General features: G+C 71.2%; 4 protein-coding genes. All 4 read right to left on the reverse strand.

Annotation, left to right across the window (positions count from 1 at the left end):
* Window positions 1-1415: acetyl-CoA carboxylase, carboxyltransferase subunit beta (accD, locus tag U9977_RS19590; RefSeq protein ID WP_322750737.1), on the reverse strand; the 1415-nt coding region annotated here is incomplete at its 3' end.
* Window positions 1412-3079 (reverse strand): PfaD family polyunsaturated fatty acid/polyketide biosynthesis protein, encoded by a 1668-nt coding sequence (locus U9977_RS19595; protein WP_322750738.1) that lies wholly within the window; start codon window positions 3077-3079, stop codon window positions 1412-1414. The genes U9977_RS19595 and accD, both read right to left, overlap by 4 nt.
* A complete protein-coding gene (locus U9977_RS19600) occupies window positions 3073-5373 on the reverse strand; it encodes a beta-ketoacyl synthase (protein ID WP_322750739.1) in 2301 nt (766 codons plus the stop codon). The genes U9977_RS19595 and U9977_RS19600 overlap by 7 nt, the downstream gene beginning before the upstream one ends.
* A gap of 64 nt (window positions 5374-5437) precedes the next feature.
* The coding region (locus U9977_RS19605; protein ID WP_322750740.1) for an SDR family NAD(P)-dependent oxidoreductase at window positions 5438-7980 on the reverse strand (2543 nt) is incomplete at its 5' end.

Below are 7980 nucleotides of genomic sequence, written 5' to 3' on the forward strand. Positions count from 1 at the left end.
CTGATCACCGAGTAGACCGCGTTGGAGCACATCAGGACCCGGTTGGCGAAGGCGAGCGCAAGCGCGCCGCCGCTGCCGCCCTCACCCGTCACCACGGCGACGACCGGTACCGGCAGGCCGGCCATCAACCGGAGGTTCTCCGCGATCGCGACGGCCTGACCCTGTTTCTCAGCTTCGATGCCCGGATACGCGCCCGCGGTGTCGATAAGAGTGATCACCGGGAGGCCTATCTTGGCGGCCAGACGCATGATCCGCGCAGCCTTGCGGTAGCCGGCCGGCGAGGGCATCCCGTAGTTACGCCCGGACAGCTCGGCCGCGGTGCGCCCCTTCTGGGTACCGATCACCACGACCGGAACGCCCTCGAGGCAGCCGAGCCCGCAGACCATCGCCGGGCAGTCAGCCGACATCCGGTCGCCGTGCAGTTCGTTGAAATCCTCGATTATGAGCGCGATGTAGTCCAGGGTCGTGGGCCGACCGAGCCGGCGTGCCAGCCGCACGGACTCCCACTGGTCCCGCTCGGGTAGCCGGTCAGGATCGACGATCAGCGCGGATCTGCCCGCCGATCGCGGCGCGGGAACCGTCCTGCTCACCGAACGGCGACTACCCACGGTCAGCAGCCTGGCCAGGGTGGCGCGCAGTTCCGCCCGCGGCCGGATCATGTCGATGACGCCGTGGCGGACCAGGAACTCCGCGGTCTGGAACCCCGGCGGCAGGGTCTGGCGGATGGTCTGCGCAATCACCCGCTGACCGGCGAAACCCAGCCGCGCGCCCGGTTCGGCGATGATGATGTCGGCCAGCGTCGCGAAGGAGGCGGCGACACCACCGAAGGTGGGGTCGGTGATGAGCGACAGGGTGAGGATCCCCGCCTCGTCGAGCTGCCCGAGCGCCTGGCTGGTCTTGGCCATCTGCATGAGGGACAGGACGCCCTCCTGCATGCGGGCGCCACCGGAGGCGGTCACGAGCAGCAGCGGGGTCCGTTCCCGCAGCGCGATCTCGGCTGCCTGGGTGATGGCCTCACCGACCGCGGCGCCGAGGCTGCCGCCCATGAACCGGAAATCCATGACAGCGACGACCACCGGGTTACCGTCGATGCGACCGCGGGCGCAGACGACCGCCTCGTCGAGCCCGGTGGCGGCGCGCGCCTCCCGAAGTCGCTCGACGTAGGGACGGCTGTCGACGAACCGCAGCGGATCGTTGTCGGACACGACCGCTTCCAACAGATGCACACTGTCGGGGTCCAGCAGCATCGTGAGCCGTTCATGAGCGGTCAGCGGGGCGTGCCAGCCGCATTCCGCGCAGACCCGCAGGGCGCGGGTGAACTTCTTTGCGTAGACGATCGCCCGGCAACCGCCACAGACCAGCCAGGACGGGCCGCGGGTCTGCGTGCCGTGCCGTTCGGACAGGGCCACACTCATGATCTCTCCCACCGATCGGGTTCGCCCGCGGTGTCACTCCGCGGCGGAGACGGGATGTACGTGGTGGCGCGCGCGGGCAGGCGCACGCCGGCAAGCCGCAGGTGGTTGACCCGGCTCGTGAACGCGGCGCCACGCATCATCTGCGCGGCGATGTCAGCCACCCGCCTGTTCGCAACCGAGGCCAGATAGGTCCCGGTGACCCAGCTGTTGAAGGCACCCATCGCCGGACCGCACCAGATCTGGTAGTCCGCGACCCGGCCTGTCTCGCCGGCGATGCTCCAGCCCGACGAAAGGCCGAGGTACCAGCGGAAGACCAGGGCCATCCGCCGCTTCGGGTTGTCGGCCGCGCGAGCGATCTGGTCCGGATCACGCTCGGTGAAGAAGCGCACCGTATCGGCCCAGACGTCCTCCAACGGCCGGAGGAAAATCTTGCGTTCCAGGGCGTCCCGCTCAGCGTCCACGATCGCCTCGATGCTCTCGTGCGCCCGATAGACCTCATACAGCCGCCTGGCCTTGGACGCGAACATGGTGCCGCGCTGCAGGACCTGCACCTCGACACCCATCTCGAACATGTCCGCGGACGGGGCCATCGCGCAGTCGGCGGTTCCGGCACCGGCCAGCAGCCGCTTTGTCGCCTCCGACTGGGATGCCTCGACCGATGCCTGGTTGATCGACCCCGTCACCACATAGGCCGCGCCGAGTGCGAACGCCGCCGCCGCCGCGGCCGGTGTGCCGATCCCACCGGCCGCACCGACCCGGACCGTGCGCCCGGACCCCAGCTCACGGCCGACGCGATCACGCAGAGCGATAATCTCGGGAAGGAGGACGGTCAGCGGACGGCGGTCGGTGTGTCCGCCGGAGTCGGCCTCCGCGGTGACGTCGTCAGCGATGGGTATCCCGCGCGCAAGGTCAGCCTGTTCCGCCGTGACCAGACCGGCCTCGACCAGCCCGCGGACCATCGACTCCGGCGCCGGACGCAGGAAGCGCTCGGCCACCTCGGCCCGGGAGATCTTGGCGACCAGCCGGTTGCCGACCTGGACCCGCCCAGCCCCGTCCCGGGTCAGCCCGGCCAGCCGATAGCGCACCACCTGTGGGGTGAGGTCGAGGAAGGCCGACGCCTCGACGCAACGCACCTGGTGGCGCAGGCACAGGTCGACCACGTCCCGCTCCATGGCCAGCTCGTTCGGGCTGTGGATGAGGTTGCACGCGAAGGGCAGCCCGGGCGCGTTGCGCCGGATCGTCGTCAACGCCTCGTCCACCCGGGCGTGGGGCACCCCAGCCGCGCCGAAGGACGCGAGAAACCCGTCCCGGGCCAACGCGGCGACCATCGCCGCCGAGGCGATCCCGTTCGCCATCGCACCGGCCATGTACGGATGGCGCACACCGTGGTCGCGCGGGAAATCCGGCGACCCCAGCCGGTCGGGCGCCAACGGCGGGACCGCCGCCAGCACCTGCGCACCGGCGCCGATCAGCCGCTCGTCGTTGACCGCGGCGATTCCGCTGGCATCCCGGATGACGAAACACGGCCGTTCGAGGGTGGTCAGCACCTCGTAGACGTCGGCCGCGTTGCGGGCCGGACCCGCGGCAGAACCGCCGCCCGCAGAACCGGCGCCCGCAGGGCCGACACCGGCAAAGGCCGGCGGACCGGCCGGCGTGGTCACCATGGCAGCGCCCCTTCCTCCCGCAGCTCAACGGCGATATCGGTCAGCTCATAAATACGCATGGTCGGCTTCCAGACACTCGCGTCCGCGATAACCCGTATCCGGCCCGGCTTACGCTCGACGGCCTTTATGTGGACCTCAAGGGTCGTCGCGGCATCCGTCGGCAGAATCTGCCCCCGGTACTTCCAGGTCATGGGCAATCCGACCGGCAACACGAACCCCGGCCGGACCAGGCCGTCGGCGTGACCGCCGTCGACCACCCATTCCTGCATCGCCGCAATCACCGCCTCCACACCGAGGGAGCCGGGAATGACCGGATCCCGGAAGAAGTGGCGTTCGAAGAACCAGTCCGCGGGATCGATCGCGCGGACCGCCCGCAGGTATCCCCGGCCGTACCGGCCACCGCCGTCGACCACGTCGACGTCGTCGACAAGCGCGAGATAGCCCTGCGAGCACAACGGCGCAGACCGGTCCGCTCGGCGGCCGGCAATATTGATCGTCCGGACCGCCGGACGGGGTTCCTGCTGCTCCAGCCATGTCGGGACGAGGCGGCCGGCATCCAGTCCGCTCTGGCGGGCGAGGGCCGCCGCACTGAAGTACCCGAACATCGACTCACCTTTGTAGACGGGCTCGCCGTCCACGGAGAACAGGTATCCGAAGTCCTGCAGGACCGATCCGGGCATGGGCGTCGTGGACAACAACGTCGAGTGCTGCCGCAGGGTCTTGTCCCGCAGATCGACCTCGCGCAGCAGCGTGGCGGTACCACCGAGATTGCGCAGGCTGTGGTCGCCCTCCAGCGCCGGCAGGGTCGCACCCAGGTAGTAACCGAGTATCAGCGCGGACTGCAGCGAGGTTTCCATGTACACGCAGTTCGGCATCGACGCGTTCGCCGATTCCTGGTAGTACCAGGCATCGGCCGGAGAGTCGTACTCGGTCTCATGGCTGGAGCCCGGGCGCGGATTCCCCCTTTCCCCGTCGACCGTGACGATCCGGTCGACCAGGCGCAGGCCACCGTCGGGTAGGCGGGTCGCCCGGGTGTCACGGTACCGGGCGAACTCCGGCCCCAGCGCCACATCCTGGTCACCCTTGGAGCAGTGGGCCATGTGGAGCTCGTTGAGCATCATCCGCTCGCCGAACCTGTTCTTGCGCCCGAGAAACACCGGGACGATCCCCCCGACGCCCGGCCCTACCGGGGCGCCGGGCTTCTCCCGGATGCCGAGCGTCACATCCCACAGCCGGGCAACGACCTCGCCCCCGGCCCGGATCTCGGCGTCGACGGACAGCCACGGACGCGGGACGAGATCGACGGCCGTGACCGCCAGCACGATCTCGTGCTCCGCGCTGGTCCCGGCGTCTTCTTCGAGGTCGACCCGGCACCGGTCCGGTTCGCCCCGCCCGTCCGGGCGACCGCGCACGAACGTGGCGTCGGCAAGGCAGAGGTGCAGGCCCAGGTACATCGCGAACACCTGGGCGGCCTGCGCGGTCGCCTCGGCCAGCAGCACTGCCCGCGCCGCCGCCGGCGCCGAACCGGCCCGGGCGGCCACGTCGGGCCGCAGCGTGGCACGCAGCTCGCCCCTGCCCCAGGCGCCGCCCCGCAGCGCGATGTCGTCCACCCGGCTCAGCAGGGGGTCACCGGCCGGCGCGAGTCGGATCGACGGGTTGGCGCCGTCCTGGTCATAGGCGGCACCGAACACCCCGGCGATCGACCCCTCGACCAGCCGGGCGAGATCAGCGCCGGCCAGCTGGGTACGGTCGCTGCGTGCGAGCGGCTTTAACGCCGCCTCGGCACTGACCGGTTCGCCCGCCACGACCGGATGGGCACCGTGCGCAACCGCGAGCGGCTGACCGTCCACGATCTCAAACCGCCCGACCACCACCGGCCGGGTCGCGACCACCGGCCGAGTCGCAACCGGCCCGGGCGCCACCGGTGGGATCTCGACATGACCGGTGGCCGGACCCGCCGGGCCCGCCTGGCCGGTGGCGCCGAACGCGGCGATCATGGCGCTCTGCAGGTTCGCCTGGGCCCGCAGGGCGCTGCGGTGCGCGGCCACGACCACGGCCCGCACCTCCCCGACGAGCGCCGTCGCCGATACCTGCCTCAGCGCCTCCGGCGGTGGGGAGAACAGCCTCCCACCGCCTTCGGCCGATACCTGCCCCGGTGCCTCCGCTACCGATCCCGGCACCGGGACCGGCACCGGGACCGGCGACGGCGGTGGGGAGTACAGCCAACGGGTGGGGTCGAAGGCCTCCCCGTCGAACTCCAGGCAGTCAAGGTCCCCGGCCTGATCCGCTGTCATCGCGTGCTCTCCGTCCACGTCATTGAGCCGGTCGGGCCATGCCTGCGGCGACCAGGGTGGACGCTCATGCCGTCTCCCCCGCCTGACGGGAACGCACGGCCTCGGCGAACTTCGCCGCCATGTCGGGAGTACCGATCATCGAAACATCGGTCAGGCGCTGCAGGACACGACCCTCGGGGTCGCACGCGGTCACCGTCACCGTCAGGGACGACGCTGTCGACCGGATGTCGTCCAGGACGACGATGAACCGATCCCCGTCAGGCAGCTGGGCGAAGTACTCGAACCGCCCCACCGCCAGCGGCAGGCAGGCCTGGCCCGTCAGCCACCTGCCCAGGACCGACGGTCCGTGCAGGAGGACATCGGCCAGAACCGGGCTGTGCAACGCGCCGGCGAACGCGCCGCCGGCCACGACCTGGTCAGCCAACCGGCATTCCAGCACGACCCGGTCATCACGGCGCTGGCGGATCCGCCGGATCCCCTGCAGGGACGGGCCGTGGAACAGGATGCCCTCGGTGTAGATCGCCAGTCCGTCCTCCGGACCAGACTGCGGCTCATGGACGATCGTCCCGCCCGCTCCAGCGACCCCGGGCGGTGCCGGGTCAACCTGCTCGGCCAGCACGAACGTACCGACGTAGTGCGAGACCGGCCGGCCGGTAGCGGCCACGCCGCGCACGCTCGCGCGCACCACGAGCCGACCGTCCACGGTTTCGGCCAGCGGTACCTCGACCTGGTACTCACGGCCCTGGGTCCCGTCGAACACGATGCCCTTGTGCACCTCGAAGCCGCGGACCTCGACCACCCGCAGCCCCGGATGCGCCCGTTCCAGCACGTTCACCAGCCAGCCGAGGCCGAACGTGGCCGGCAGGACGGGGAAGGCGTCGATGCGGTGATCCTGGAGCACCTCGGTGCCCTCGATCCCGATCAGGTCACGGCGGGCCGTGAAGCCCCGGGCCGGGCGCGGGCCGGACCCGGCGCTGAGCCCTTTCGGGGAACCGATCAGTACACAGGCGTCGTCGCTGTGGCCGGCGGTGAACTCCGCCACGAACATCCGTGCGCCGGCGTCGGGCGCGAGCAGCTCGACGCCGCGCGCACGGAATACCGCACGCAGGTCGGCCGCGACCATCCCGCCGTCCCACGCGCCCCAGTCGATGGCCGTGACGTGCCGGTCAGGGTGTTCGCGCTTGAGGCTGGCCGCGACCCGGCACAGGGCCTCGTTCGCGGCCGCGTAGTCGGCCTGACCGGCATTGCCGAACAGTCCCGCCACTGAGGTGAACAGGACGACATGGCCTACCGGCGCGTCCCCGAGCGCGTCGAGGACGTTGCGCAGGCCGGCGAGCTTCGGGGTGAAGACCCGGCGCACATCCTCGGCGGTCTTGGTCCGCAGCAGCCCGTCGGAGAGTGTGCCCGCGCCGTGCACCACGCCGGTCACCCGCTCGCGATGCTGCGACAACGCTGCCCGCACGGCTTCGGCGTCACCCACGTCCACCTGGATGTAGCTGGCCCCGGCCCCGGCCGCGGTCAGCGCGTCGAGCGTGGAACGGATCTCCCGTTGGGCCTCGACGCCGCGGAAGGCCGCCTCGACCTCCCGCGGCGTCGGCGGCTTGCCGCCGCCGGCTACCAGGGCCGCGATCGCGGCCGGCTTGAGATCACCGTCGGCCACGCCGGCGGCCCACGCCGGCTCGGCAGCCAGGGCGGTGCGCCCGAGTAGCAGGAAGGTCCCCTGACTGCTCGCACCGAGTGCCCGGATGCAGGTCGCGGTAACCCCACGCCCGCCGCCGGTCACCACGAAGACGTCGTCGCCGCCGACCGTGGCCGCACCGCTGGCGGAGGACCCGTCAGCAGGCGACACCGATGGCGATCCGGGGTGCCCGCCAACAGACCCGTAGGGTCCCGGGACGATGGTCCAGCGGCCACGCGAGCTGTCGACACCCACCTCGGTGATGTCCAGCGCCGCGTCCCGTATCTCGTCCAGGAGCACGGCGACGGCGTCGTCGACGGCGAGTCCCGGATGAATGTCCAGCGCGCGGCAGAAGATGGACGGCTCCTCGTGCGCGAGTGTCTTGACCACTCCGCCGACCCCGCCGACCAGCGCCTGGGCTGCCTGGCGTTCGCCACGGTGACCGAGGCCGCCGTCGATCCGGGTGACGGTCACAAAGGCGGCGCGGCTACCGGACCGGGCGCCGGCGGTAAGCGGTCCGCAGGCGTGCCGGGCCACCAGGACGGCGTCGGCGAGCTCGCGGACGCTGTGATCCCACACGTCGCTGCCCACCAGCGGGACGAGACAGAGATCGAGCCGGCCCGCCGCGTCCAGTGCCTCGGTGAGCCGCCGCTGCGCAGCCTCACTGTCCCAGGTGGACTCGGGCGCCTGCGCCCCGCCGGGAAGCGGGAGGTTCGCCCGTACCACCGTCCAACCGGCCTTTTCAAGCCCCAGCGCGAACGCTTCGCCCGCCTGGTCACCGCGATTGACAACAATGGCAACCGGATCGCTCGCATACGGCTGTTCGATCGTGTCGATCGCGGGCAACGGGACGAGTTCGACGGGAAACCGTGCCGCCGGCTCGGCAGACGGCTCCGACGCCACCGCGGGCTCCAGGATGGCCGCGGGCT

Origin of the sequence: Protofrankia sp. Cas8 (assembly GCF_963555845.1) — a bacterium.
Classification (GTDB): domain Bacteria; phylum Actinomycetota; class Actinomycetes; order Frankiales; family Frankiaceae; genus Protofrankia.

Coding starts and splice junctions, on each gene's coding strand:
- U9977_RS19600 (WP_322750739.1), bottom strand. CDS start 5,373: ATGACAGCGGATCAGGCCGGGGACCTTGACTGCCTGGAGTTCGACGGG.
- U9977_RS19595 (WP_322750738.1), bottom strand. CDS start 3,079: ATGGTGACCACGCCGGCCGGTCCGCCGGCCTTTGCCGGTGTCGGCCCT.